Consider the following 24963-nt stretch of genomic DNA (forward strand, 5'->3'; position numbering starts at 1 on the left):
CCCGGACTGTTCCGCTGTCAGCTGCGGTCGCCTCCGTAACCCGGAGCGGACGCGCGATTGCCATGGCCTTCTCTCCATGCCACCCCCCGCAGCTTCGCAGTCAGTCCCCGGTCCCCGTCCGCCGCGAGGTCGTCGTGAAGAAAACCCGTGCCCTGGCGCCGATAGCCGCCGCTCTCCTCCTGCTCCTCGGGCAGGCGCCCGCCCGCGCCGCCGGGAGTTCCGCCTTCCGCCCGTCGAGCAACCCGATCATCTTCGTCCACGGCTACAACTCCAGCGGATCCATCTGGAACACGATGGTGAGCCGCTTCCAGAACGACGGCTGGCCTTCCGGCCACCTCCGGCAATGGAGCTACGACTGGCGCCAGTCGAACGCGACCACGGCCCAGCAGCTCGCCATCGAGATCGACGGACTCCTCGCCGACACCGGGGCCTCGAAGGTCGACGTCATCACCCACTCCATGGGCGGACTGTCCTCCCGCTACTACGCCAAGAACCTCGCAGGCGCGTCGAAGATCGACGCCTGGGTGTCACTCGGCGGACCCAACCACGGCACGGACTGGGCCGACACCTGCACCGACACCTCCTGTGTCGAGATGCGTATCGGCTCGGCCTTCCTGAACGACCTCAACTCCGGAGACGAGACGCCCGGTCCGCCGCGCTATGCCACCTGGTGGTCGCCGTGCGACACGATCATCAACCCCGACAGCAGCGTGTCGTTGTCCGGTGCGGCGAACACCCGGACGGCCTGCCTGAGCCACAACGCCCTCACCACCGACGGGACCGTCTACGCCCAGACCCGGGACATGGTCAACTCGTGAGGCGTGTCGGAGAAGGTCGTCAGCAGGGCACCTCCCCTGCGTGAAGCGGGGCGCTGCGCCACCATCAGTGGTGGCGCATGCGCCCGTTCCCCACGAGGCGACGGCGCAGAGAGGCGCACAGAGGAGGGGAGTGAGGGGGGAGCGGCCCGGTGCGTACGGCACCGAGGGCGGTCACCAGGCAGTGTCGTCCCACTGGTCGAGCAGGGCGTCGGCCGTCGCTTCCTCGGCGTCGGCCTCCGGGCCGTGGAGGGACTGTTCGGCCCAGATCACCTTGCCGCGGTCCAGGTAGCGCGTGCCCCACCGCTGGGCGAAGCGGGCGACCAGGAACAGTCCCCGTCCGCCTTCGTCGGTGGTCGCCGCCCGACGCAGGTGCGGTGAGGTGCTGCTGCCGTCGGCGACCTCACAGATCAGGCTGTTGCGGTCGTGCAGCACCCGCAGCCGTATCGGGGCGGTGCCGTAGCGGATGGCGTTGGTGACCAACTCGCTGATCACCAACTCGGTGGTGAACGCGATCTCCCCCAGCCCCCAGACCTCCAACCGGCGGGCGACCTGCGCACGGATCGCGGAGACGACCGCAGGATCGCCCGGCACGTCCCATTCGGCGACCTGGGACGGTTCGAGCCGGTGGGTACGGGCGACGAGCAGGGCTATGTCGTCGCCCGGGTGAGCCGGCAGCAGGGCGTCCATGACGTCCTGGCAGGTCTCCTCCGCGGTCCGGCCCGGGTGCGACAGGGCTTCGCGCAGTGCCTTGAGCCCGGCGTCGATGCCCCGTTCCCGGTCCTCGATCAGGCCGTCGGTGTACAGGACCAGCCGGGAACCCTCGGGCAAGGTGAGTTCGGCCGTCTCGAAGGGCTCCCCGCCGCCCAGCCCGAGCGGCGGGGAGGCCGGCACGGGCACGTACTCCACGGTGCCGTCGGGGAGCACCAGGGCCGGCTCCGGATGCCCGGACCGGGCCAGCGAGCACGCCCCGGAGGCCGGGTCGTAGATCGCGTAGAGGCAGGTGGCTCCCGTGACGCCCTCGGTGTCCCGCTCGGCGCTCTCCTCGCTGTCGATCCGGGTGACCAGCTCGTCGAGGTGCCCGAGAAGCTCGTCCGGGGGCAGGTCCAGGGCGGAGAAGTTGTGCACCGCGGTGCGCAGCTGCCCCATGGTGGCCGCGGCGTGGAGGCCGTGGCCGACCACGTCCCCGACCACCAGCGCGACCCGGGCACCGGGCAGCGGGATGACGTCGAACCAGTCACCGCCGACTCCGTCCAGCGCGGGCAGGTAGCGGTGCGCGGCGTCCACGGCTGACTGGTCGGGCAGGGACCGGGGCAGCAGGCTGCGCTGGAGGGTCTCGGCCAGGGCATGCTCGCGGGTGTAGCGCCGGGCGTTGTCGATGGCCACCGCTGCCCGCGCGGCCAGCTCCTCGGCGAAGGCCAAATCCTCCTCCTCGAAGGGATCACTCGTCGAGCGCCAGAAGCCGACCGTGCCCAGCACCATGCCGCGGGCCTGGAGCGGCACGGTGACCAGGGAGTGGAAACCGTGGTCCAGCACCCGCCGGGCGCGCTCGGGGCCCTGAGCGGCCCGTCGGCCGTCGGAGGCGGTCAGGTCCGCCTCCAGGACGGCGCGGCCCCGATCGGCGTCGGCCGCCACGGGCGAGCTGGGCACGCAGCGGATCAGCTCCCCCGCGGGATCCAGGCACCGGGCACCCTCGACGCCGTGCACGGCCACGCGGCGCATCTCCGGCGCGGGTCCGGCCGACTCCTCACCCCGCAGGACCGGAACCAGCAGATCGACGGTGGCGGCGTCGGCGAACCGGGGGACCGCCACCTCGGCCAGCTCCTGAGCGGTGCGCGCCACATCCAGCGTGGTGCCGATCCGCACACCCGCCTCGTACAGCAGCCACAGCCGGTCCCGGGCCACCTCGGCCCGGCCTGCCAGCGCCCGCAGCTCCGTCGTGTCGCGTAGCGTGACCACACTGCCCGCGGGCCTGCCGTCGGGGTCGACCGGCCGCATGTTGACCGCCAGCAAGCAGCCGGTCGCCGGCCAGGTGCACCTCGTCGGTGGCCGCCCGGCCCGAGACCAGCAGCTGGGCGGTGCCCGCGGCCAGGCCCAGGTCGGTGACACGGCGCTCCTCGGCATCCGCGGGCAGGTCCAGCAACCGCCGTGCCTCATCGTTGGCGAGCAGGAGCCGTCCGCCACCCCCGAGGATCAGCACCCCTTCCCGCACCGCGTGCAGCACCGCGTCATGGTGCTCGTACATCCGCGTCATCTCGGACGGATCCAGGCCGTGCGTCTGCCGCCGCAGCCGCCGCGAGACCAGCGCCGTCCCACCGGCCGCGACCGCCAGCGCGCCGCCGGCGAAGCCGAGCAGGTGCGGCAGCTGACCCTGCACCACGTCGTTCACGCTGTCGACGGTGATGCCGACCGACACGAAGCCGACGATGGTCTTGCCGTCGGTGTCGTAGACGGGGACCGTCGAGTCCACGGAGAGGCCGAGGCTGCCCTCGAAGGTGTGGGTGAAGGGCCGGTCGGCCGCAGCGCCCCGGCGCAGCGCGAAGACGTGCTTCCCGATCAGCCCGGGATCGGGGTGGGTCCAGCGGAAACCGTTCGGATCGAACGCTACGACGTAGTCGACTCCGGATTCCTTCCGGGCTTCCTCCGCCCCCGGTTGCATCAGCTTGCTGGGGTCGCCGGACTTCATGGCCTGCAGCGTTCCCGGGGCGTGCGCGAAGGTCTGGGCGACCCCGACGGCCAGCTGCCGGGCCTCTTGCGTGCTGGCGTTCCGTGCCTGCAGCACGAGGGCCACGCCCGCGGCCGCGGCGAACAGCACCATGATCCCCAGCTGCAGCAGGAACACCTGGCCCGCGACGCTGCGTACCCTCGGCAAGGAGGACGCGCGCGGCCCCGGTGACCGGCCTCCGGACTCCCGACGCAGGTCGTGCGCCCCAGGCCGTCGTGAGGCCCGTGCGGAACGAGCGTCCCGACCGCTGTACGGGTCGGATCGAGAGACCGAGAGCCGGCCACCTGCTCTGCCCATAGCCGTTCCCCTTCATGTAGCGCACCTGGAGCTCAGGCACGTGCCCACGCCTGCCAGCGCTTGGTCACCGCGTCCCTGTTCTCGAGCCACCAGGCCACGTCCAGGTCGAATCCGGACCGCAGGTGCCCGGGAGTACTCGGCAAGTGAGCGGCGGTGGTCTCGGACAGATACGCGTAGGCGGCGGGCACGACAGGACCGTTGGGATGGATCCGGGCCAAGTGGGCCTGCACGTCGGGCCGCAGGGCGAAGTCGATGAACCGGTAGGCGGCGTCGGTGTTCGCGGCGCCTTTGAGGATTCCGTAGCCGTTGCTCTGTCGGCGGGCACCGCTCCACGTGTACGCGAGCGGGGAGCCGTGCCCGGTCGGAGGCCGGAGGCGACCGAGCCAGGCGCTGGAGGCCACGACCTCATTACGGTTCAGCAGCTCGGCCGGCGCGGCACCGTTCTCCCAGAATGCCTGTACGAAGCCCCTGATCTCGTCGAGGGCCTTGAAGGCACGGTCCACGTCGAGGGGGTACAGCCTGTCGACCGGTACACCGTCGGCCAGCAGGCCGAACTCCAGCTCCGGCCAGTCCAGTGAGCTCTGCAGCGCGCGCCGGCCGGGAAACGCCCCGACGTCCCAGAAGTCCGCCCAGGACTCCGGCTTTCGCCCGCCGAAGGCGTCGGCGCGGTAGGCCAGGACACTGGCCCAGTACGCCTTGCCCACGCCATGAGAGGTGAGCAGGGACTCGGAGATGCCGGTGTTCGCGGCGTTTCTCAACCTTTCGTAGTCGAGCTCCTCGGTGACGCCTTTCTGCTGGAACAGCGCCAGGAGGGACATGTTGGTGTCCGTGACGTCGCACGGCGGGCGGCCCCGCTTCACCTCGGCGAGCATCTGCTCGTGCAACATGTTCACCACTTCGATCCGGATGCCGGTCTCTTTGGTGAACGGGTCGTAGAGGGCCTTTCGATTCGCCTCGCCATAAGCGCCGCCGATGTCACGGACGATGAGCACCTCTGTGCTCCTGGTCCCGGTGGCGTTCCGTTCGGCGCGGGACTGGCACGCGGTGAGCGAAGCGGTGGCGACGCCTGCCGCGACGCCGCCGACTCCGCTGAGGAACGCTCTGCGGTCGATCCCGACGCCTTTTCTCACCGTCTGCCTCCGATGGGTCTGGATGCAGTGGTGGTCGGCAGCGCCTTCGGCTTCGGCGCGCAGCGTGGCTGTGGGTCCGCCGTGGCGAAAGGCAGCCGGTTCTGTGCCGGCCGTGCAGGCCACGGTGTGTTCACGTACGGGCGGTGCCGGGCCTCACCCGCCGACACCTGGGCATCCCGAGGGGGATGACAGGTGACGGCAGGTGCTTCCCCGCTTCGCATCCCATCACGTTCGCGGTAGGGCATCACCATTCGATGGATCTTTCTTCGCGAAGCTTTCGTACGTGTGTAGCAGGAAAAGTCGATTCTTTACAGATGTCGGGTCACAGAAGACTCGTACGACTTCGCCGGGGGTGTGCTCGCTTACCCGTCTTGACGGCCCTTCGTTTCACTGTCATTCTCTGTGCCACTTCGGTCGGCGTTCCCCGACTTCCACGCGGGGCGACCACGAGGCCCGAATTACGAGCGCCCTGCCTCAGTGAGTCGTGGTGCCGTCCACCACGTATCCGCGTCGTTTGTCGGCGGTGTGCGTAGCGGGCGGCCCTCTGTGAGGTGGGTGAAATTGCTCAGGAACAGCTCGATGAGTGCTTTCCTCTCGCCCGTGGTCTCGCCCGGGGACACGCTCGTGTTGCACACCGACGGCCTCATCGAGTGCCGCGACGAGGACATCGACGCCGGCCTGGCGCGTCTGACCACGGCCCTGGCCCACAGCGCCCTCGGCCCGGACCGACTGGCCGACCCGCTGCTGACCCGCCTCGAAGTCGCCGGGGCGCCCCGGACGACATCGCTCTCAGCGTCATCCGTCTCTGACGCTGCGCAGCCGGTCCAGGGCGTTGCAGCCTGATGACCGACGAGGCCGAGGTGGCCTCACAGTCGGCAACGCCCCGGTCGTGCTGGCCGTCACCCGTTCGGGCCTCTTGATGGGCGCCGCCTTAAGGCGGCGGGCAGGCTCGGTCGCAGCTCTTGTCCGTCGACGGTTTCCCGGACGAAAGGACTCTCCATGGCGGTCCGCGACAAAGTCCGCACCATTGGCAACAGCGGTCTGGAAGTGCTCGACATCGCCGTGTCCAGGCAGTGCACGGTCGAGATCAAGGAACCCCGCGACACCCTCACCCTCAGCCGGCGCCTCAACGGCGTGAATCTGGATCTGGTGGACGACCAGAACTTCACAGGTCTCAAGACCGGCCAGACCATCCCTTGGGGAAGCATCCGCGCCTCCGGGCCTGTAGGGCTGCGGATCTCCTACCGGGTGCGGACCGGACGGGATGTGACGGGAACCCCGGAGTTCTGAGGCCTGGGCCTGCCCCCACGCACCACGCCTGACTCGGCGAAGCGGCCACAGCGTTCGCAGCCGTTGCCGACATTGCCGCTGCGGATGGCGGCAGCGCAGGCCGCCGTAAGTGCCCAACGATGTTGCTGGCGGGTGGCCCGATTCTCGGCGGTCTGTACCTCCGGTGCCCGATGGGCTTGGTCGTGCACGGTCTCGACCGGCGTGGCATCGCCGTCACGCCGCCGATCGGACCTGCGCGGTCGCGACCGCCGGTCACCTGGCACAACCTGGACGGAGCCGGAGCCTCGGCCGAGGTTCCGGTTCGACGCGGTCGCAACGGAACCCAGGGAGGTCCCCTTGACTGACGCCATGCCTCACCTTGACGACACCGGCGAGAGCGACGACGTCGTGACCCTGCTGATGCAGCAGCACAACCACATCCGTGACCTCTTCGCCCAGGTCGAGAACGCGGCTGCCGGCGACCGCGCGGACGCCTTCCGCAGACTCGTCCGTCTCCTGGCTGTCCACGAGACCGCTGAGGAAGAGGTGGTCCACCCCTCGGCCCGCCGGCTCTTCGAGGGCGGTCAGCAGGTGGTGGACGACCGTCTGGAGGAAGAGAGGGCCGCGAAGCAGAAGCTGAGCCGCCTCGATGACATGAGCACCGACGACCCCGAGTTCATGCCCCTCTTCCGGGAGCTGCGCGCGGAAGTGCTGCGCCACGCGGCCTCCGAGGAACAGCACGAGTTTCCCCGGCTGCGCGAGAACGCCACAGCGCAGCAGCTCCGCATGATGGCCACAGCTGTCCGGGCCGCCGAGGCCATGGCGCCCACCCGCCCGCATCCGGGTGTGGAGACCGCGGCGGAGAACCTCGCTGTCGGGCCCGTGGCGGCCGTGGTCGACCGGGCCCGCGACGCCGTCCGCAAGGTGATGGGCAAGCAGAGCTGAGCGACTGCCGGAGGCCACCGCTGCGGCCTCGGGCCAACCCGCCGGAGTGGTCGGCCCGGCCGTAGCCGGTCCGATCGCACCGCTCGACGGTGCCGTCGACCTGAACGTACTGCGGTTGCTCGTCGCAGGCGCGCACCTGTGCTCAGGCCAGGCCCTCTCCGGCCGTTCCCGGTACACACCGGCGGGCAGCGATCGAGGGGCGATCCAGTGGCCCCTCGGCAAGGCATCTCGACTTCACCGTGGTGCAGATGGCACCGTACATCCGCATGAAGCGGGGTGAATCCGTACAAACGGAAAGATCGGTGCGCTGGAGGCTGGTGCTGGCCAGCACCACCATGCTCTTCGTCGAGCTGGCGCTGATCAGATGGGCGGGCGCCAACGTCGTCCACCTCAGTTATTTTTCGAACTTCATCCTGCTGGGATCGTTCCTCGGCATCGGCATCGGGTTCCTGATCCCCGCCGCGCGCGGACAGTGGCTCAAACGCTGGACGCCGATCCCGCTCGCACTGCTCGTCATCCTGGTACGCGAGTATCCGGTGCAGGTACGTCAGAGCAGCAGTGAGGTCATCTACTTCACCTCCGTGAAGACCACCGGCCTGCCCGAGTGGGTGACGCTGCCGGCCATCTTCCTGCTGACCGCGGTGATCATGGCGGGCATCGGAAAGATCACAGCCGACCTCTTCCGGCAGCTTCCCTCGCTCGACGCCTACCGCTACGACCTGCTCGGCAGCATCGCCGGCTCGGTGTCCTTCGCTGTGCTGTCCTGGCTGCGTGCCCCGTCGGTGGTATGGGGCGTACTCGCCGCCGTGGCCCTGCTGATCCTCGGCGGACGGCGCAACACCCTCCTGTACGGCATCCCCCTCACGGCGATGGTGGCGGCGCTGTTCCTGGAGACGGCGACGTCCGGCATCTCCTGGTCCCCCTACTACAAGATCCAGCTCAAAGCGTCGCCGACCACCAACCGCACGTACAACATCTCCGCCAACGGCGTCCCGCACCAGAGCACCGCGCCGCTCCCGGTGCTGCTGCGGGAGAACTCGCCCTACCGTCAGGCGTACGAGCAGACACCACGCAACCCGCACAAGCGCGTGCTGGTCATCGGGGCCGGCAACGGCAATGACGTGGCCGTCGCCCTGGCGCACGGAGCGGAACGCGTCGACGCGGTGGAGATCGATCCCCGGCTGCAGCAGATCGGCGCACAGTTGCACCCCGCCAGGCCGTACGACGACCCCAGGGTGCACGTCCACATCGACGACGGACGGGCCTTCCTCGAGCGGACCAAGACCAAGTACGACCTCATCATCCTCGCGTTGCCGGACTCGTTGACGCTGGTGGCCGGAGCGAGCAATCTGCGGCTGGAGAGCTACTTGTTCACCCAGCAGGCGTTCGAGGCCGCACGCGATCACCTGGCGCCGAACGGCGCGTTCGCCATGTACAACTACTACCGCAAGAGCTGGCTGGTCGACCGCTTCGCAGGCACCCTCGACGACATCTACGGCCACGCCCCCTGCATGACGACGTTCAACAAGCACGCGGCCGTGCTGGTCGCCGGGATGACGCCCGCCGACCAGTCCTGCGAGCACATCTGGCAGCCCAGTGGGGCGGTCCCGGCGGCGGCGAGCGACGACCACCCCTTCCCGTATCTGCTCCATCGGAACATTCCCACGCTCTATCTGGGAGCCCTGGGGGCGATCCTTCTGGTGACGCTGGTGTCGGTGCGGCTGACCGGGGTTCGCATCCGCAGCACATTCCGGTACACCGACATGTTCCTGCTGGGCGCGGCGTTCATGCTGCTCGAAACGAAGAACGTGATCGGCTTCGCCCTCTACTTCGGTACGACCTGGCTGGTCAACGCCCTCGTCTTCTTCGGGGTCCTGCTCGCCGTCCTCGCGGCGGTAGAGGTCCGGCGCAGGCTGCGGCGGGTCAACCAGCTGGTGCTGCAGCTCATGCTCTTCGGCTCCCTCGCGGTGGCCTGGCTCGTCCCGGCGCACGCCGTGCTGTCGCTGCCGTTCGCCGGCCGGCTCGCCTGCGCCATCGCCCTGGCCTTCACCCCCATCTTCTGCGCCAACCTCATCTTCTCGGACCGCCTCGCACTCGCCCCCGACCCGACGTCCGCGTTCGGCGCGAACCTGCTCGGTGCGCTGACCGGGGGCGCGCTCGAATACCTGGCCCTGGTGACGGGCTACCAGGCGCTGCTGCTGGTCGTGGCCGCGCTGTATCTGGGTGCGTGCGTCGCCATGCGCATCGTCGGGCGCGGGACAGGCGTGCGGGCAACGCGGGTGCGGGACGAGTCGGTGGCCGTCAACGCCCCTGGCGGACCATCGCCATCATGATCGGTTGGATCGCCGTTGGGAGTGGACCGTCTCTTCGAGGGCTGCGCGGGCAGTCCGGAAGCTGACCAGGTGGTGATCGGCTCGTCGAGATGGGGGAGCGAGCGGTCGGAGTCAGGGATGGGATGTCGGGTCACCAGCCGGTTCGGCGCCCGCCGGCCGGCGGCGCAGCGGCGTGAGTCTGTCCGTACGGTGGCCTCGAAACTTGATCTGCGACCGGCCAATCCACTGACTGCTGTTTGACGAGGTGTTCTCTGGAAACACGTCTGGCGAACCGACAGCAAGGAGAAACCTCGCCATGGGCATTATCGCGTGGATAGTTATCGGTCTGCTCGCCGGGGCTATTGCCAAGGCGCTCATGCCGGGCAAGGACCCGGGCGGAATCATCGTCACCATGCTCATAGGTATTGCCGGTGGTCTGCTCGGAGGCTTCCTCGGCAAGGTCATGTTCGGAGTCGACTCGATCGACGGCTTCTTTGATTTGTCTACATGGATCGCGGCCATCGTCGGATCCGTCATTCTGCTCGCGCTGTACCGGCTGTTCACCGGCCGCGGTCACGGCCGCGGACACCGGCGCGGGCACGTCCACGCATAAGACGCTGGAGCAGCCGGCCGCCCGGCCGGGTGCAAGCGGCGTGGATCGCGTTACGCGAGTGCTCCCGTCTTCGGACGGGAGCACTCGCCGTTGCGGCCAAGGCGGCACCCACCCTTCGCCCTGGCCCACCCTGTCCGTCTGTGACCCGCACGCACGCGCCGTCCATCGGGTTGTCGCCCTCATCGCGGTGGATGCGAGGCGCTTCGACTTTGTGTGTGCGCCCAACAGCTCGCCGCCCGCATGATCGGGCGGCGGTTCTGTGCGGGCCGTGGCTTCGGGCTGCCGCATCCGTCCGGGCTGGTCAGCTGCTTGTCCGGATCCCGCCTGGGCGAGGCAGCCAGAGGCCGGAACCCGGGTTGTCCGTGGGTGTTCGACGCGGCCAGCATGACCGTATGGAGAGCTTGGGGGAATTACGACCGGAGCAGGCCCGTGATGCCGGCGAGTTTGCTGTTGCCTTGAGGCAGCTGAAGGCGTGCACCGGATTGACGTACCGCCAGTTGGAAGAGCGGGCAGCCGAGCATGGCGACGTGTTGGCGCGCAGCACCCTGGCTGACGTACTCAGCGGCAGGACCACGCCGCGCCCGGAGTTGCTGATCGCGTTTCTGCGAGCCTGTGGGGTGGGGCCGGCGGAGATGCGGACGTGGATCCGGGCAAGGGAACGGATCGCTGCCGCATCCGGGACACAGGGCGACGAGCGTGTGGCCTCGGCGACGCGCGACGGCGAGAGAGCGCCTGAGCAGGTGCCGTGGTGGTCGCGATGGCCGGCATGGCCGGTGCGCCGGCGCGGGGTCGTCGGGACGGTGGCTCTGCTCGTGATCGTGGTCATTGCCGGCGTTGCCTATATCGCCATGCCTGCTGGAGGACCCAAGGTGGTCAAGGCATCTTCTGGGTCAGCGGCGGCATCCAGTCCGTGCGGGAGCGATGGCTGCCGAGGCAAGGATCCTGAACAGCATGGGTGCCTGTACGACGGAAGGCGCGTGAACAGCGTCAAGACCGAAGCCGGGTTGGTCAATTTCTTTCACAGCTTGCAATGTCGGTCCCTGTGGGCGGAAATCTCCCATGATCCGGCTCTGGTCTCGATCTATATGAAGAACGACACCGGTGAGGCTCTGAGTATGGGGAGTCGGCACCTCAAGCGGACCGCGCCGTCTGCAGGGACCATGGTCCGCACTCCGATGCTGCCCTCTGCAAAAGCACCGCGGCACGCTGAGGTCTGTGCCACGTACCGGCAAATGGAAGCATGCGTCAGTACGGACAACATGACTCGAGTGAAGCCTTACCCCACCCAGTCTGCGGGGTGACGTGCTGCGTGCGGTCAGGAGCCACGGGGCGTCGAGACCACCTGGTCCGGGCGTCCCGTCGGCGCCGCAACGTCAACTGACTCCTCCTTGACTGGCGCTCCCGGCGACAACACGGGCAAGGACGCTGACTGCTTTCCGGGCATACTTGTCAATCGGGTACGAACAGTCCTCCCTGGCGCAAGTATGTCCGAGCGGGGGGCTGCGGCCGGCGGCCGACGCCGCGTACGTGGGGGGCGGAACCCGCAACCACGAGGTGATCCGAAAGGCAGGCAGAGGCGACCGGGTAGCCGTCGTGCGCTTGGTGGTGTGTGCCGCGTGCCGCAGCCCATTACATTGGCCCGCGGCCCAGCCGAGACGGGCCGGTGCACTGGTAATGCTCGCTCGGTCACCCCACGTGTCTTCATCGTTCGTCTTCATCTTTCGAGGTCGCTCCCCGCATCGGGGACGCCCCTTGTACGGAGGTCACCGGCATGCCCCACCATGCGAAGTCCCCGAAGAAGTTGCAGCGCAACCGCTCCGCCCTCACCCACAAGGTCGCCTATGCCCTGACTCACCCCGGCCGCGTCACCCCGTACCTCCGCCGGGCGGCGCGGGACACCTGGCTGCGCCTGAAGCACCCCGACCACGTCGGCTACTACCGGGCGGTGATGGCCTCCGACACCCGCCGCAACCCGGAGGCAGCGGTCGGCAGCCAGACCCACGAGCGCTGGCTGGCGCTCGGGCAGATGCAGTTCGACTACCTGATCGAGCACGGGTTGCGCCCCGCTCACCGGATGCTCGACATCGGCTGCGGCAATCTGCGCGGGGGCTGGCGCTTCATCGACTACCTCGATGCGGGGAACTACTACGGCATCGACATCTCGCCGGACATCCTGATCGCCGCCAAGAAGACGCTCGTCGAGCGGGGCCTGCAGGACAAGCTGCCGCACCTGACCCTCACCGGCGACCTCACCCTCGACTTTCTCCCCAGTGATCACTTCGACGTCGTGCACGCGCACAGCGTCTTCTCCCACTCGCCGCTGGATGTGATCGAGGAGTGCCTCGCCCACGTCGGCCGGATTCTGACGGACAGCGGCTTCTTCGACTTCACCTTCGACCGCACCGAAGGTACCGAGCACCAAGTGCTGCGCGAGGACTTCTACTACCGCACCGAGACCCTCCTGGGCCTGGCCCGCAGGCACGGTCTGTACGCGCGTTTCATGGACGACTGGGAGAAGCGGCCTCACGGCCAGTCGAAGATCAGGGTGAGCCGCTCCCCGCTGCCCGACCCGGACCAATCCGATGCGCTGCCCAGGCGCAAGCCGGAGGTCACGGACTCGGCTGGCGATACGTCGTCGTGGTCGAACAAGCAGCAGCAAGACAGTCATCGGTCAGTCTCGTCGCAGCAGTGACCAGACGCTGCAAGGCCTGATGCGCGCTCGTGAGGAAACGGCCCCGGAGTCTGGGTGAGAAGAGCCCCCCTTCTGCGGGTCGTTGCAACGCCCCAGTGCAGACGGACGACGGGGGTCGGGGTCCGCAAGGCGCGGACGGATCTGCAAGTACTTGGCCATCAAGGGCTGACGTGAGCTGCGCTGGAGCTCGTCGAGGCGCGGCGACCGGCGGCGCCCGGCGCAGCTCCGCCGTCGCGCGCCGCAGCGCCAGTGTTTCGGTGGAGCCGGTCCAGACGCTGCCAACCACCTCAAGCGATGGATGACCGGGGATGGGCCGCTGCCGCTGCTCCGGGGTCGGCACTGTCATCCGGGTCCACTGCTGGGCCCAGTCAGCCCCCCGCGTGGCTCCAACGAGAAGACCAACGGCTTGCTGCGGCACCTCTTCCCCGGGGGTACGGAGCTGTCCGTCCAAACGGCCGCGCCTGCACGCCGGCTGGCCACTCGAGCAGGGACCGGGGTCTTCGTCGGTGTGGGCGGTGGGTGCCCGCACGGTTTCGTGAGGGTGCGCGTGCTGGTCAGCCGCCTGTCACAGGTCGGGCCGCCGAGGTCGTCCCGCGCGACATGCCGTCGGCGCGCGGTGGCCTGTGGGCGCCGACCGGGGTGACCGGTGTGCGTTCCGAGCGGGGGGAGTGCAGACACGGAGCCGGTTGGTCCGGCGTTCGGGACGCGTGGGCCGCCGACGAGATCGTGTCGCGCGCCAAGCCCTCAGCCGCAGAAGGGGAACGCCGCCTCAGCACCATGGCCCGACCGGCCGGCGCGGGCGCGCCGTAGCCGCCCTGGGCGCGCCACGGAGCCCGCAACTGGCCGCGCTGGTCGAGGAGCCACGCTTCGGCGCGGGCGATCAGTGGCTCGAACCAGGGCAGCGCCAGCAGGATCAACAGCCCCGCTGCCCAGCCGAGCAGGACGTCGCTGAGCCAGTGAGTACCGAGGTAGACGGTGGTGAGGCCGACGCCGAGCGCCATGGCCGCCGACAGCGCGGACAGCCAGCGCCGCGCTGTCGGAGTGGACGCCAAGTAGGCCAAGATGCCCCAGGTCACCACGGCGTTGGCGGTGTGACCGCTGGGGAAGATCTCGCCGCCCGAGCCCATCTCGTTCGAGCCGATCACGGTCGCGTAATGCGGACCGAGACGGCCCATGCCGATCTTGGCGGCGCCGACGGTGATGTTCAGCAGCAGCAGGGAGACGGCGAGCGCCAGCAGCGGGCGGAAGACGTGCTGCCGCCACGAGCGCCAACCCAGCCACGCGGCGACCAGCACCGCCGTGGGGCCACGCTGGCCGAGCACCACGTAGTGGTCGGCGAAGGCGTGGAGCTGCGGCCACTGCTGGTACGGCCGGAAGAACATCAGCTGCCAGTCGAGCCGTACCAGCCGGGACGTGGTCAGCACGGCCCAGACGATTGCCAGGTAGAGGATCAGCGTGACGGTGAGCAGCACGATGCGGTGCCGGCTCATCTTCGGCACATCAACGTGTGCCTGCCGCTCCGGCTCACGGTCCAGCCTGGCGAAGAGCCGGTCCAGGCGGGTCGCAGTGTGGTCCGTACGCACCCGAGCGACATTACAGTTTGTGAGCGACTGATATCTCTCCGTGCTCGCGCCTTTGGCGGGTCGCGGGCCGGGGAGGGCGGGCTCGTCGTCACCGCGGGCCGACTTACCGTGAACAGGCGACGGGCAGCTGAGGCAGAGAAGAGCGCAGCACGCCTGAAACGTGGCGCAAAGGGGTGTGGACGTGCGGTCGATGAGCAGCGCCCGAGATGCGCGGGCCGTGCTGCGTGCCTCCTGCCCAGGGGCGCGCCGGTCACTGGCAGCATGGTCGGCTCGTGCCGGTTGGCGGCCTGGTGCCTGGGCCGCCGGTCTTCGCCGGTGCCTCGATCTGCCGGGCCGATCGGCCCAGGGCGGTCCCGGGCGTGTCTCAGCCCAGCTCCGAGCCGCGCAGCAGAAGTTGGGTGACAGCGATGGCGGCCACCACCATCGCCGCCCGGAACGGCCACCGGCTATGGATGCCAGAGTGCAGAGCCGTGCCTGTGACCGCGACCGTTCCGCCCACGGCTGCCAGGACCCGGTCCGAGGCGTCCGCCGGCCCGGGCGGCCCTGCCAGCACCACACCGAGGGCCGCCAGCATCACGACAGGCGCCAGCCACCGGCAGGCCGGCCGGCCCAATCGCTGCGGCAGCCCTCGTACTCCGGTCGCCAGGTCGTCCTCGATGTCCGGCAGGACGTTCACCAGATGGGCCCCCACACCCAGCAACAGCCCGGCTGTCACCGCCCACCAGGCGGGCCAGGTCGGCGACGGAAGGCCGAGGGTCACGAAGGCCGGCAGCGAGGCGAAGCCCACGGCGTAGGGGAGCGGTGAGAGCACCGTCTGCTTCAGCCGCAGGTTGTAGGACCAGCCGGCGGCAACCCCCACCAGGTGTACCGCTCCAGCGGCGGCACCACTCAACAGGGACAGCGGCACGCACAGCGCCAGAGCGGTCACGGCGGCGACCGCCGCCGTACGGGGCGGCAGCTCGCCGGTGGCCGTCGGCTTGTCGCGGCGCCCGCAGGCCGTGTCGCGTCGCGCGTCGGCCGCGTCGTTGCACCAGCCGATCGAGAGCTGGCCGGACAGCACGGCCGCGGCCACCGACGCAGACCCCGCCGCTCCGCGACCCGCTGCCACGGCCAAGGCGGTGACGAACACCGTCACGGCGAGCGCAGGCTCGAGATGGCAGGAGCGCAGCAACACCGGGACACGGTGTGTCGTGCGGGAGAGAACTCCAGACGGGTGGAGAGACACGTCAGCAAGGTAATCGGTGGTCCGGAACGAGGAAGGCATGACCGACATGCGTGTCCCCGTGATCGTCGATGAGGCCCCCGTCCCGCCTCCCGCACCGCACCGGACGGCCGCGCCCACCGCGGCGACCACGATCGTCGCCGTTCGCACCGCGCTACCGCCGTACCGCTACACCCAGGACGACCTCACCGAGCGGATCGGTGATCTGTGCCTTCCCGCGGAGGCCGACCGCAGCGTGCTGCGCCGTCTGCATGCGTCCGCCGGAGTGCGCACGCGTCATCTCGCCCTGCCGATCGAAAAGTACGCCGCCCTGGGTGACTTCGGGCAGAGCAACGACGCCTGGGTGGCGGCGGGTCTCGAACTGGCCGAGGAAGCCCTCACCGGCGCGCTGCAGGAGGCGGGACTCCGACCGGCCGACGTCGACCTGCTCGTGTGCGCCTCCATCACCGGTGTCGCCGCCCCGTCGCTCGACGCCCGGCTGGCCGGGCGCGTGGGACTGCGGTCCGACGTCAAGAGGCTGCCGGTGTTCGGCCTGGGCTGCGCGGCGGGAGCCGCCGGACTCGCCCGGGTCCACGACTACCTGCGCGGGCACCCCGACGACATCGCGGTGCTGCTGACCGTCGAACTGTGCTCGCTGACGCTCCAGCAGCACGATGCCTCCCGCGCCAACCTCGTCGCCGGTGCCCTGTTCGCTGACGGCGCGGCGGCACTCGTCGCACGAGGCCGCGGCAGCGGTGGTGACGGACGCAGTGACGGCGGCTGTGCGGGGCCGGACATGACCGGGCCCTCGGTGGTCGCCACACGCAGCCGCCTGTATCCGGGCACCGAACAGCTCCTGGGGTGGGACGTCGGCGCGAGCGGATTCCGCGTCGTGATCGACCCATCTGTTCCCGGTCTTGTGCGGGATCACTTCGGCCGACACGTGAACGGTTTCCTGGCCGAACACGGCCTGGACACCGAGGACATCGCGACCTGGGTGTGTCATCCGGGAGGCCCCAGGATCCTCGCCGCCGTGACCGACACGCTCGGTCTGCCCGACGGTGCTCTGGACTCCGCGCGGCAGTCCCTCGCGACGGTGGGGAACATGTCCTCCGTCTCCGTCTTGCACGTCCTGCAGAACACGATGCAGTCCCGTCGGCTCGCTCCCGGTGCGTGGGGACTGCTCATGGCGATGGGCCCGGGATTCTGCTCCGAGCTCGTCCTGTTGCGCTGGTGAGGAGCCCTCGTGTCGTGGTACTCCCTACTCGTCCTCGCCGTCGCCGCCGAACGCGTCGCCGAACTCGTGGTGGCGCGGCGCAACGCGGCCTGGACCCTCGCCCGCGCCGGTGTGGAGCGCGGCCGTGGTCACTACCCGGTCATGGTCGTCCTGCACACGGGTCTGCTCGTGTGCTGTCTGCTCGAACCCGTACTCGCCGACCGGCCGTTCCTGCCCGCGCTGGGGTGGCCCATGCTCGGGGCCGCCGTCCTGGCCCAGGCTCTGCGCTGGTGGTGCATCGCCACACTCGGGCCGTACTGGAACACCCGGGTCATCGTCGTTCCGGGAGCCCGTCTGGTAGGCGGTGGGCCCTACCGCTTCCTGCGCCACCCGAACTACCTCGCCGTCGTCGTGGAGATCGCCGCCCTGCCACTGGTGCACTCCGCCTGGCTGACGGCGACGGTGTTCTCCGTCGCCAACGCGGTGCTGCTCGGTGTCCGCGTCCGCTGCGAGAACGCCGTACTCGCCCAGGCGGTGCCCGCGTGACCTCTTGCCATGACCTCCTGATCGCCGGAGGCGGACCCGCCGGCCTGGCGACCGCGCTGTACGCCGCGCGGGCCGGACTCGACACCGTCGTCGCCGAGCCACGCCCGGCGCCGGTCGACAAAGCGTGTGGTGAAGGGCTGATGCCCGGCGCAGTCCGCGCACTGACCGCCCTCGGCCTGAAAGTCCCCGGCCACCCCGTCGTGGGCATCCGCTACGTGCAGGGAGCCCGCCAGGTCGAGGCAGCCTTCCGGCACGGCCCCGGGCTCGGCGCGCGCCGCACCGATCTGCACGGAGCGCTGCACCGAGCCGTCATGGACGCCCACGTGCCCGTGCTGCCCCTGCGGGTGGAGCACGTGCTGCAGGACGCCGCGGGCGTGACCCTGCCCGGGACAGGCCTGCGTGCCCGGTGGCTGGTCGCCGCAGACGGCCTGCACTCACCCGTACGCCGTTCCCTCGGTCTGCAGGTGACGACTCGCGGGACACCCCGATACGGGTTGCGCCGGCACTTCGCCGTGCCGCCCTGGTCGCCTTACGTCGAGGTGCACTGGGGAGCGCACGCGGAGGCGTACGTCACCCCGCTCGGCCCCGCACTCGTCGGCGTGGCCCTGCTGACGACCAGACGAGCCCCCTTCACCACCCAACTGGAGGACTTCCCCGACCTGGCTGCGCGCCTCCCCCCGGAAACGGCCGTCACCGCGGTACGAGGCGCGGGACCCCTGCGCCAGAGAGCCCGTGCTCGCGTCCACGGGCGGACCCTCCTCGTCGGCGACGCCGCCGGATACATCGACGCACTGACCGGTGAGGGCGTGTCCCTGGCCCTCAGCGGCGCGGAGGCCCTCGTCGCCAACTTGCGCCGGGGCACACCGAGCCGCTACGAGAACGACTGGTGCCGAGCGACGCGCCGACACCGCCTCCTGACAGAGGCTCTGGTGAGAGCCCGACAGCAGCCCGCGCTGGCTTCACGCATCACGCCCACGGCCGCACGCCTGCCACGCCTCTTCGCGGCAGTGGTGAACGCACTGGCGTGAGAGTCAACATAGGCATTCGTCACTGGGTGAGGCCGCGGCCGCATGAGGCATCGTCGGCCGCGGTGGCCTGAGTGACGGTGACGTGGTCGGGGGAGAAAGGAGTGAAGGCGACGTTCAGGTGGGTGAGCCCACGGAAGTTGAGGCTGCGTTGCCACTGCGGCGCTGTGTCGCCGAGCCGTAGATCGGGAAGCCGGGTGAGGAGTGCTTCCAGGGTGATCGCACCCTCCAATCGGGCCAGTGCGGCGCCGAGGCAGAAGTGCGGCCCGTGCCCGAAGGCGACGTGCCGTCCTCCGGGCCGCTGGAAGTCCAGAACGTGGGGATCAGGGAAAACGGCCGGGTCCCGGTTGGCAGCCCCACACACGAGGAGCACCACCTGTCCGGCGGCGATGGTGCGGCCCGCCAGGTCCAGCTCATGTCGTGCGCGGCGCAGCATGAGCTGGACCGGGCTGTCGTAGCGCAGGAGTTCCTCGACGGCGGCGGGCATCAGGTCGGGCCGACGGCGTAGCTGGTCGGCTGCGTGCGGGTGGCGGAGCAGGGCCAGTGCGGCGTTGCCGATGAAGTGGGTGGTGGTTTCATGGCCCGCAATCAGCAACAGCGCGCAGTTGGCGAGGAGCTCGTCGAATTCCTGGTCCGCGCTGTGCTCCTTTGCGCTCAGGAGCGCACGCAGGGTGTGGGGAGCGGGCGGCATGCCGTGGCACATGAGGAGGTCACGGAGGTAGGCGAGCATGCTTGCCATGCTCTGCGAGGCGGCACGGCTCTGGTCGGCGTCGAGCCGGGAGCTGCCGATGGCCGCGGCTACCGGGTCGGACCAGGAAGCCAGAGCCGGCCGGTCCTGTTCCGGTACATCGAGGAGGTCGCAGATGATGGTCAGGGGCAAGGGGCGGGCCAGGTCTGCGACGATGTCCATCTGACCGTTCGGCGCTGCCTGCGCGATGATCCGCTCGACAGCCTCAGAAATCCGGTCGCGGAGCTTCTCTACTGCCCGGGGAGTGAAGGCCTTGCTGAGCAGGGCACGCAGCCGGGGATGGTCCGGGGCGTCGCTGTAGACCATCTGCCGACTCAGGACCCGGGCCAGCGGCCGCAGTTCCTCGGAAACGGCGTCGATGTCGGGATAGCGCACGGAGGACAGTCGTGGATCACCGGCGGCGTTACTGACGACTGTGTGGCCGGTCGCGACCCAGGCGTCCAGACGGCAATCCCAGAACAGCTCGTCGGCGCTACGAAGCTCCTCGTAGAAGTCGTAGAGACGTGCCTGGACGCGAGGCCGGCCGGCCAGCAGCAGGGATGCGGGAGTGTGCATCGCCCCACGCTAGCGTCGTATGTCAGCACCTCTGCCTGGTTCTGAGTTTCTGTCCAAGTGCTGGCCGCCTGCACGCACGCGCGCACGACGCCGGCTTCCCGGCCCGTCGGTAGGCCCGGCGTATGACTCCGCTGCCGGATAGGCGATTCGAGCGTTGGGCGCGGAGTCAGAGCAATCGGCGCCGGTTCCGTGCGCGCGGAGGGTCGCCAGCCCACAACCGAAGCGGCAGCGGTGATGTCAAGTAACCTTTACACAGTGTCTGATCTGCTTTACATTTCGCAGGTGACACACGAAGAGAAGCGAGCGTGGATCATCGCCGTGCTCGCCATCGGAACGTACGCGGCCTACCTCGCCGTCATCCTGGCTCGAGCCGCTGACAACACTCCTCTGGCCGAGGTGTCCTACGCATCGACGCTGCTTTGGACCGTGGGCATCTCGATCGCGGCATCGATCGTGCTCAGCATCGCCGTTTCCATCGGCGCGCCGAAGGATGCCGGAAGGAGAGACCAACGCGACCGTGAGATCCACGGGTTCGGGGAGTACATCGGTCAGTCGTTCGTTGTTCTGGGAGGAGTCGCGGCCCTGGGGATGGCACTGGCCGACGTGGACCAGTTCTGGATCGCCAACGTCCTCTACGCCGGATTCACCCTCTCGGCGAGCGTCGGATGCGCGGCGAAGATCGCCGCCTACCGCTGGGGCTTTCAGCTTTGGTGAGGCGAACGACCAGGGTCACCAACTCCATCCGGAGTCTTCGGTTCACGCACGGTGAGATGACACAGGCGGAACTGGCCGACCGGATCGGCGTGACGCGCCAGACCGTCATCGCCATCGAGAAGGGCCGCTACTCGCCCTCATTGGAGATGGCCTTCCAGATTGCCCGGGTGTTCAAGGTCCCGCTCGAGAACGTGTTCCAGTACGTGGACGAAGAAGAAGGAGACACACCATGAAGGCAATCGTCCAGGACGTGTACGGCCCGCCCGATGTCCTGGAACTCAGAGACATCGACAAGCCGGTGGCCCGTGATGATGAGGTCCTCATACGGGTGCGGGCAGCCGGGGTGGATCCCAGCGTCTGGCACCTCATGACGGGCCTGCCGTACCCCATACGCCTCATGGGATTCGGACTGCGCAAGCCCAAGCTCCGCATACGCGGATGGGACGTCGCGGGCCGTGTCGAGTCTGTCGGCAGGAACGTGACCCGCTTCGCACCCGGCGACGAGGTCTTCGGGACTTGCGAGGGATCGTACGCGGAATACGCGTGCACCCGGGAGGACAGGTTGGCGGCGAAACCGTCCAGGACCACCTTCGAGCAGGCTGCGGCCGTCCCCATCTCCGCCTTCACCGCTCTGCATTGCCTGCGCGAGCAGGGGCGGATACAGCGGGGGCAGAAGGTCTTGGTCATCGGCGCGGGCGGCGGCGTGGGGACGTACGCCGTACAGCTGGCCAAAGCGGTCTTCGGCGCGGAGGTCACCGGCATCTGCAGCACCGGCAAGACCGAACTGGTCCGCTCCCTCGGCGCGGACCACGTCATCGACTACACGCGTGACGACTTCGCCGGCGGCGGCCGCCACTACGACCTCATCCTCGACACCGCTGGCAACCGACCGCTGTCCCACCTGCGGCGCGGGCTTACCGCCCGGGGGACCCTCGTCATCGTCGGAGGAGAAGGCGGAGGGCGATGGCTCGGCGGTCTGCACCGCGCCCTCGGAGCGCTGGCCCTGTCCCCGTTCGTCGGCCAGAACCTGCGCGCACCCTTCGTGAAGGAGCCCCAGGCGGACATCCTCCAGTCCCTGGCCGAGTTCATCGAAGCCGGCCAGATCACACCGGTCGTCGACCGGACGTACCCCCTCAGCGAGGCCCCCGACGCCATCCGTCACTGGGAAACGGGCCACACACGCGGCAAGCTCGTTGTCACCGTCTGACAGCAACCAGATGAAACAGGCCTGTCCGGCCGATCACGCTGTCACTTGATGACTGATTCATTTTTCTGCTCGTGGGCGGGGCGGTCTGACGAACGACGAGTGCACGCGGCTGGCGCCGGATCTGCCGAAGTCCGGCCGCCAGGGCAGGTGGTGGAGCGACCATCGGACGGCGGCAAACGGGACCCTGTTCCGGGTCCGCACCGGCGTTCCCGTGCGGGACTTGCCGCAGCCATCCAGCGCCACAAACCGTCGCTCGCCCTTCGACGCCTCATCGGCCTCGGACTCGTCGTCGGGGAAGACCTTGTGCACCGGCGGGTCCGTCCGGGCGGGCGCTGGCCGTTGATGGCGCGCTGATGACCTGACCGGGCAGATCCTGCCGTTGTTACGGAACACGGGCGGTGCCCGCGTCTGACGCACACGATCCTTTCGTCGAGCGGGACACTCACGACGCCTTCCAGCTCCGGTCTAGCCAGCCCCCGGCTCCAGGGAGCCACTGAGCTCAGCAGAACCCACACTGCTGTAATCGGTCGAGATCGGCCCGCGTTCGGGTGAAGCGGAGCCGCGTGTCCTGAGACAGCCGTCGCTCCTGGTGATCCTCAAGTACGTCGGTGGTGGCATCGAGGTGATGGGGGACTGCTCATGACTCCGGATGTGCAGGGTGGCGAAGGGGCGGACACGGCCGATCCTCCACTGCGCAGGCTGACGATCGCCGGCGGTCTCATGGTGGGGGGCTTCCTTCTCAACGTCATCTTGACCGCCGCACTTCATCCCTCAGGCGAGGAAGACGACCACCCGGCCATCTTCACCAAGTACGCGGACAGCAGCTCCTGGGTCGCTGTTCATCTAGGCCAGTTCATCGGCGTCCTGGTGACGCTGGGCGGCCTGCTGGTGCTGTACCGCGTCCTGCGCGCGGCCGACGGGCCTTCGCTGCTTGCGCAGCTCGCGGCGGCAGCAGCTGTTGCCACTGCCGCGATCTGGGCTGTCCTGCAGGGGCTGGACGGCGTGGGACTGAAGCAGGCCGTCGACTCATGGGTCAGCGCGTCGGGCAGCGACAAGGCTGTCCGCTTCGCCAACGCCGAAACCGTTCGCTGGCTGGAATGGGGATTCCAAAGCTACTTCCGTATCCTGCTCGGGCTGACCCTCGCGCTCTTCGGGGCCGCGATTCTCGTCACTCGCCAGATCCCTGGCTGGCTGGGCCTGACGGCTTGTGCCGCTGGCGCCTGCTCTCTGGTCTTCGGCGTGGACGTGGGCTACAGCGGCCTGGCCAGCGGGCTGCAGGACGTCCTTGGTGTCGCCATCTTCATCCTCGTCCTGGTCTTCGCTGTCGGAGTACTCGTCAGCGGGGTGCGTGGGCTCGGGCGGCCCCGTAGCTGAACGACAACCACGCGCCAGCTGCTGGCCCATCGGTACTGGGATGCTCGCGGGCCGAGCGTGGCTCTGTCCCTTACGACCGGTTGTTCCGGCGCTGCCGATGCTCGTGGCTTGCGCCGCCTGCGTTTCTCCACCGTGCTGAGCCAGGGTCGGCCCGGGTCGGTGAGTTCCAGTTCCGTCCGCCCTCTGCCGCTGCCCCGCGCCGTCGGCCGGGACCGCCGCGCGGCAGACAGCTCGCCCGAAACGCTCCAGTCCAGACGCCCGTCCGGCGGCAGCCGGGCCTCGGCCGGCATCTCCGTCCAGACATGCCAGCGAGGCCGTCCGGAGGCTGTGGACGTCCCACACCTGTCGGCGGGGTCCCATCGGCCTTGCACGGCACCGACGTCCTTCCTACGTACCCCAGGGTGACAGCTTTCCGGGGCCAGCGATCGGGGTCCTCACCTCACGCGGGGCCGGCCCGCGGAGCTGTCACGAGCCGCCGGACATGAGCTGTTGATGCGTTTAACGTGCCAGGCTTGTTCCACCTGGCGAAGATGCAGGTCGGACTTGTGCAGCTGGGAGAAGTGAAAACTCTGAGGCGCCGCCTCCCGCAGCATCTCGCTCAGTGCGGAGAGGGCGGTGACGAGCTGCTCCATGTCTGGCAGCACGTTGCGCAATTGCCCAGAGTGCCGGCCCATCTCGGCCGTGGATGGCTCAGTCTGCGTGGTCGGCGATGCGCCGGGGCCTGCACGTTTCGTACACCGTATGCCTCCCTCTCCTCAGGCGACCGATCGGCCGTGTGCCCGTCGGCAGGTATTGGCGGACACCCGGCTATCTCGGACTGGAGGGGCCGGATCGGATTACTTGAAGGCCGTGACGTTGCGCGCCACCCACTCGCCGAACGAGTGGGCCGGCCGGTCGACCAGCTGCTCGACGGTCGGACTGACTTGCTGCTCGCGCGGCAGCGGCGCGCCCAGGATGTCGAGCGTGCCCTCCACCACGGGCTCGGGCATGAACCGCAGCATGCCCTCCCGAGCCTGCTCGCGCGTCAGTTCGGCGAAGTGGACCGGTTCGCCCAGCGCCTGACCGATCGTCTCGGCCTGTTGGCGAGGCGTGATGGCCGCCGGACCGGTCAGTTCGTAGATGCCGCCGGAGTGCTTGCCGTCACGCAGGACGACGTCCGCGGCCGCGGCGATGTCGACGGGATCGATGACCGGCAGGGCGACATCGGCGAAGGGCGCCGCGATCGTGCGTTGCGTCCGGACGGACTCGGCCCACGCGAAGGCGTTGGAGGCGAAACCGCCCGGGCGCAGGATGCCCCACTCGAGACCGGACTGCTGGATGGTCTCCTCGAACTGGCGCAGGCGGCCGTGCGAGACGGAGTCGGGGCGGGTCCCGACGATTTGCGAGGACACCAGGACGACACGCTCCACGCCGCTGGACTTCACCACGTCGAGGAGGAACTCCGGGCTCTCGCCGAAGGCGTTGAGCTGCCCCGCCAACAGGATGAGCATCGCCTCGGCGCCCTTGAGTGCGGGGCGGAGGCTCTCGGCGTTGTCCAGGTCTGCCTGCTTGTGGATGACGCCCCCGGGGAGCTGGAAGTTCGGCGTGCTCCTGGAGACGGCCGTCACCTGCTCGCCGGCCGCCGCGAGCATCGAGATGAGCGGCCGGCCGATGTTCCCCGTCGCGCCCGTTACTAAGATCATGATGTCCCCCAGAGTCGTGTGGTGCCGTGGTGACGGAGGCCTGTTGAACAGGGTCGCCGAATGCGGTTACGTCGTTGCCAAGCAACGTCACTCGCCGCGACGTCCGTGACGCTAACAGCCGCGACACAGTAGGTACCTAGGGGAAAGTGACTATCCGCAGCGGCTACTGGGGCGGGCGAGCGGGGCGTCCGGCTCAGCCCCGGCCTGGGCGGTCGCGGCCAGCGTGCGCTCGTCCAGGCGGCAGGCGAGCAAGCGCCACGCGGTGGCGAGTTCGAAGCCCTTCCGGCCGTTCCTCGGGCGCCGGTGGCCTTGAG

The 24963-nt window shown here is 69.2% G+C and carries 19 protein-coding genes and 4 pseudogenes; 16 read left to right on the forward strand and 7 right to left on the reverse strand.

From position 1 onward, the window contains the following. The first annotated feature begins 134 nt into the window (after positions 1-134). Positions 135-818 carry an esterase/lipase family protein gene (locus ACFPZJ_RS26010; RefSeq protein WP_381026218.1) on the forward strand — a complete coding sequence of 228 codons (684 nt, stop codon included), beginning with the start codon at positions 135-137 and terminating at the stop codon, positions 816-818. 171 nt (positions 819-989) lie between these two features. Here ACFPZJ_RS26010 and ACFPZJ_RS26015 read toward each other — a convergent pair. Both ACFPZJ_RS26015 and ACFPZJ_RS26020 read right to left on the reverse strand, forming a co-directional pair. Then, positions 990-3633: pseudogene (locus tag ACFPZJ_RS26015) on the reverse strand (SpoIIE family protein phosphatase). Between the two features lie 236 nt (positions 3634-3869). Then, positions 3870-4967, reverse strand: a complete 1098-nt coding sequence (locus ACFPZJ_RS26020; protein ID WP_381026222.1) for an ABC transporter substrate-binding protein — start codon at positions 4965-4967, stop codon at positions 3870-3872. Positions 4968-5573: 606 nt separating this feature from the next. Here ACFPZJ_RS26020 and ACFPZJ_RS26025 point away from each other — a divergent pair. The 7 genes and pseudogenes from ACFPZJ_RS26025 to ACFPZJ_RS26055 form a co-directional block, all read left to right on the forward strand. Next, a pseudogene (locus ACFPZJ_RS26025) lies at positions 5574-5776 on the forward strand (SpoIIE family protein phosphatase); the annotation flags it as partial. Between the two features lie 190 nt (positions 5777-5966). Next, entirely contained in the window at positions 5967-6257 is a 291-nt protein-coding gene (locus tag ACFPZJ_RS26030; RefSeq protein WP_381026224.1) for a hypothetical protein, read from the forward strand. A 348-nt stretch (positions 6258-6605) separates the two neighbouring features. Continuing rightward, on the forward strand, positions 6606-7181 hold the full coding sequence (locus ACFPZJ_RS26035) for a hemerythrin domain-containing protein (protein ID WP_381026227.1): 576 nt from the start codon (positions 6606-6608) through the stop codon (positions 7179-7181). Between the two features lie 302 nt (positions 7182-7483). After that, complete coding sequence (locus ACFPZJ_RS26040; RefSeq protein ID WP_381026230.1) at positions 7484-9514, forward strand: spermidine synthase; 2031 nt, start codon at positions 7484-7486, stop codon at positions 9512-9514. Between the two features lie 295 nt (positions 9515-9809). After that, positions 9810-10106, forward strand: coding sequence for a GlsB/YeaQ/YmgE family stress response membrane protein (locus tag ACFPZJ_RS26045; protein WP_381026236.1), 297 nt, complete (start codon positions 9810-9812; stop codon positions 10104-10106). A 392-nt stretch (positions 10107-10498) separates the two neighbouring features. Next, the gene (locus ACFPZJ_RS26050) at positions 10499-11407 is read left to right on the forward strand and encodes a helix-turn-helix domain-containing protein (RefSeq protein ID WP_381026238.1); all 909 of its coding nucleotides are present in this window, start codon (positions 10499-10501) and stop codon (positions 11405-11407) included. A gap of 470 nt (positions 11408-11877) precedes the next feature. Continuing rightward, positions 11878-12657: pseudogene (locus ACFPZJ_RS26055) on the forward strand (class I SAM-dependent methyltransferase); the annotation flags it as partial. A gap of 695 nt (positions 12658-13352) precedes the next feature. Here the strand turns inward: ACFPZJ_RS26055 and ACFPZJ_RS26060 are convergent. Together ACFPZJ_RS26060 and ACFPZJ_RS26065 are read right to left on the reverse strand one after the other, a co-directional pair. Then, positions 13353-14381 carry a phosphatase PAP2 family protein gene (locus ACFPZJ_RS26060; protein WP_381026240.1) on the reverse strand — a complete coding sequence of 343 codons (1029 nt, stop codon included), beginning with the start codon at positions 14379-14381 and terminating at the stop codon, positions 13353-13355. Between the two features lie 364 nt (positions 14382-14745). Continuing rightward, on the reverse strand, positions 14746-15552 hold the full coding sequence (locus ACFPZJ_RS26065) for a UbiA family prenyltransferase (RefSeq protein ID WP_381026677.1): 807 nt from the start codon (positions 15550-15552) through the stop codon (positions 14746-14748). 100 nt (positions 15553-15652) lie between these two features. Here ACFPZJ_RS26065 and ACFPZJ_RS26070 point away from each other — a divergent pair, with 100 nt between their 5' ends. Genes ACFPZJ_RS26070 through ACFPZJ_RS26080 form a run of 3 tightly spaced genes read left to right on the forward strand, consistent with a single transcriptional unit; the run spans position 15653 to position 18372 of the window. Then, positions 15653-16819 (forward strand): type III polyketide synthase, encoded by a 1167-nt coding sequence (locus tag ACFPZJ_RS26070; protein ID WP_381026679.1) that lies wholly within the window; start codon positions 15653-15655, stop codon positions 16817-16819. Positions 16820-16828: 9 nt separating this feature from the next. After that, on the forward strand, positions 16829-17344 hold the full coding sequence (locus tag ACFPZJ_RS26075; RefSeq protein ID WP_381026243.1) for an isoprenylcysteine carboxyl methyltransferase family protein: 516 nt from the start codon (positions 16829-16831) through the stop codon (positions 17342-17344). After that, positions 17341-18372: an NAD(P)/FAD-dependent oxidoreductase gene (locus ACFPZJ_RS26080; RefSeq protein ID WP_381026245.1), complete on the forward strand. Its 1032-nt coding sequence runs from the start codon at positions 17341-17343 to the stop codon at positions 18370-18372. Before ACFPZJ_RS26075 ends, ACFPZJ_RS26080 begins: the two co-directional genes overlap by 4 nt. Before the next feature lie 19 nt (positions 18373-18391). Here ACFPZJ_RS26080 and ACFPZJ_RS26085 read toward each other — a convergent pair whose 3' ends face one another. After that, positions 18392-19672, reverse strand: a complete 1281-nt coding sequence (locus ACFPZJ_RS26085) for a cytochrome P450 (RefSeq protein ID WP_381026248.1) — start codon at positions 19670-19672, stop codon at positions 18392-18394. Positions 19673-19927: 255 nt separating this feature from the next. Here ACFPZJ_RS26085 and ACFPZJ_RS26090 point away from each other — a divergent pair, with 255 nt between their 5' ends. The 5 genes and pseudogenes from ACFPZJ_RS26090 (at position 19928) to ACFPZJ_RS26110 (ending at position 22967) form a co-directional block, all read left to right on the forward strand. After that, on the forward strand, positions 19928-20386 hold the full coding sequence (locus ACFPZJ_RS26090) for a hypothetical protein (RefSeq protein WP_381026251.1): 459 nt from the start codon (positions 19928-19930) through the stop codon (positions 20384-20386). Next, a complete protein-coding gene (locus ACFPZJ_RS26095) occupies positions 20338-20619 on the forward strand; it encodes a helix-turn-helix transcriptional regulator (RefSeq protein ID WP_381026254.1) in 282 nt (93 codons plus the stop codon). Before ACFPZJ_RS26090 ends, ACFPZJ_RS26095 begins: the two co-directional genes overlap by 49 nt. After that, entirely contained in the window at positions 20616-21593 is a 978-nt protein-coding gene (locus ACFPZJ_RS26100; RefSeq protein ID WP_381026256.1) for an NAD(P)-dependent alcohol dehydrogenase, read from the forward strand. The genes ACFPZJ_RS26095 and ACFPZJ_RS26100 overlap by 4 nt, the downstream gene beginning before the upstream one ends. A 55-nt stretch (positions 21594-21648) precedes the next feature. Further along, a pseudogene (locus ACFPZJ_RS26105) lies at positions 21649-21822 on the forward strand (transposase); the annotation flags it as partial. A 410-nt stretch (positions 21823-22232) separates the two neighbouring features. Continuing rightward, on the forward strand, positions 22233-22967 hold the full coding sequence (locus ACFPZJ_RS26110; RefSeq protein WP_381026258.1) for a hypothetical protein: 735 nt from the start codon (positions 22233-22235) through the stop codon (positions 22965-22967). Positions 22968-23401: 434 nt separating this feature from the next. Here ACFPZJ_RS26110 and ACFPZJ_RS26115 read toward each other — a convergent pair whose 3' ends face one another. Next, positions 23402-23620 carry a hypothetical protein gene (locus ACFPZJ_RS26115; protein ID WP_381026261.1) on the reverse strand — a complete coding sequence of 73 codons (219 nt, stop codon included), beginning with the start codon at positions 23618-23620 and terminating at the stop codon, positions 23402-23404. A gap of 183 nt (positions 23621-23803) precedes the next feature. Next, a complete protein-coding gene (locus ACFPZJ_RS26120; protein ID WP_381026263.1) occupies positions 23804-24649 on the reverse strand; it encodes an SDR family oxidoreductase in 846 nt (281 codons plus the stop codon). Between the last annotated feature and the right edge of the window lie 314 nt (positions 24650-24963).

This window comes from Streptomyces bullii, assembly GCF_042657145.1.
Classification (GTDB): Bacteria; Actinomycetota; Actinomycetes; order Streptomycetales; family Streptomycetaceae; genus Streptomyces; species Streptomyces bullii.